Annotated in this window: 3 protein-coding genes; all 3 read left to right on the plus strand. The window is 62.8% G+C overall.

Annotation, left to right across the window (positions count from 1 at the left end; genetic code table 11):
• The coding region (locus EN964_RS32995; protein WP_127277328.1) for a TOBE domain-containing protein at window positions 1-517 on the plus strand (517 nt) is incomplete at its 5' end.
• A 5-nt stretch (window positions 518-522) separates the two neighbouring features.
• Complete coding sequence (locus tag EN964_RS33000; protein ID WP_127270133.1) at window positions 523-1635, plus strand: mandelate racemase/muconate lactonizing enzyme family protein; 1113 nt, start codon at window positions 523-525, stop codon at window positions 1633-1635.
• Window positions 1636-1644: 9 nt separating this feature from the next.
• A partial coding sequence (locus EN964_RS33005) for an L-rhamnose mutarotase (protein ID WP_164776265.1) occupies window positions 1645-1954 on the plus strand: 310 nt, incomplete at its 3' end.

The raw sequence follows: 1954 nt of genomic DNA on the forward strand, positions 1-1954 counted from the left end.
GGTCGAAGCAATGACGCTGGCCGATCGCATCGTCATCATGCGCGACGGCCATATCGAACAGGTCGGCACGCCCGACGAGGTCTTTCGGCGGCCGGCAACCCGCTTCGTTGCCGGCTTCATCGGTTCGCCGCCGATGAATTTGCACGAGGCCACGATCGATGACGGCCAGATGGTTTTCGCCAACGGCGAAAAGCTGCCGCTGCCCGCTCAGTTCAAGGCCAATGTCACGACCGGCGACAAGGTTGTGTTCGGGCTACGGCCGGACGACATCTATCCAACCGGCCATGGCATCAGTTCCGGTGGCGCGGCAGACGTCCACCAGATCGAACTGCCGATCACCGTTACCGAACCGCTCGGGAACGAGACGCTGGTGTTCGTCGAATTCAACGGTACGGACTGGGTGTCGCGCATGCTGAACCCGAGGCCACTCCGGCCGGGCGAGCGCGTCGCCATGAGCCTCGACATGTCGCAGGCGCATCTGTTTGCCACTGAGACCGGAAAGACATTGCGGAGCTGATCGGCATGACCAGAATCGAGAAAGTCGACCTTCGGATGGTGGACCTTGTGCCCAAGGTCAAACGCACCGACGCCATCCAGAGCTTCGTCAGCCAGGAAACGCCGATCGTGACCATCACCGATTCCGACGGCGCGGTCGGCACCGGCTACAGCTACACGATCGGCACCGGCGGCTCGTCGGTGATGCGGCTTTTGTCAGACCATCTGGTGCCGCGCCTGATCGGCCGCGACCCCGACATGATCGAGGCGATCTGGCACGATCTCGAATTCGCCACGCATGCCACCACGATTGGCGCGATCACCGCTATAGCGATCGCGGCGATCGACACGGCACTATGGGATCTGCGGGCCAAGAAACAGAACCTGCCGCTGTGGAAACTGGCCGGCGGTGCCAAGGATCGCTGCCCGCTCTACACGACCGAAGGCGGTTGGCTGCACATCGAGACGCAGGCGCTGGTTGACGATGCGCTAGCCGCCAAGGCGAAGGGCTTTCGCGGCTCGAAAGTGAAAATCGGCAGGCCGCACGGGTCGGAGGATCTTGCGCGCCTGTCGGCGGTGCGCAAGGCTGTCGGCGACGGCTATGAGATCATGACCGACGCCAATCAGGGATTTTCGATCGACGAGGCGATCCGGCGCGCCGCGAGGTTGCGCGAACTCGACCTCGCCTGGATCGAGGAGCCGCTGCCGGCCGACGATATTGACGGACATGTGCGGTTGTCGAACTCGACGCCGACGCCGATCGCGATCGGCGAGTCGCTCTATTCCATTCGCCATTTTCGCGAATACATGCAGAAAGGCGCCTGCTCGATCGTGCAGGTCGATGTCGGCCGCATCGGCGGCATCACGCCCTGGCTCAAGATCGCGCACGCGGCGGAGGCCTTCGACATTCCGGTCTGCCCGCATTTCCTGATGGAACTGCATGTCAGCCTGACCTGCGCTGTTCAGAACGGCCGATACGTCGAGTACATTCCGCAGCTCGACCAGTTGACCGGCAAGCGCCTGCGGATCGAGGATGGCCAGGCGCTGGCGCCCGACGAGCCGGGCATCGGCATCGATTGGGACTGGGACGCGGTCAAGGCCATGAGCATCGCCGAATTCACCACGGCGATCACGAAATAGGAGACGGGCATGCAGCGGATGGGGATGGTTCTGCGACTGAAGCCGGAAAAGGTCGATGAGTATGTCCGCCTCCATGCCGCCGTCTGGCCCGACGTGCTGGCCATGATCTCCGCCTGCAACATCAAGAATTATTCGATCTACCTGAAGCGGCCGGAGAACCTGCTGTTCAGCACTTTCGAATATCACGGCAGCGACTACGAAGCCGACATGGCGAAGATGGCGGCCGATCCGAAGACGCAGGAATGGTGGGCGGTCTGCATGCCATGCCAGGAGCCGCTGGCGACGCGCAAAGAGGGCGAGTGGTGGGCCGAGATGGACG

The sequence above is a fragment of the Mesorhizobium sp. M7A.F.Ca.CA.001.10.2.1 genome, assembly GCF_003998575.1.
GTDB lineage: Bacteria > Pseudomonadota > Alphaproteobacteria > Rhizobiales > Rhizobiaceae > Mesorhizobium.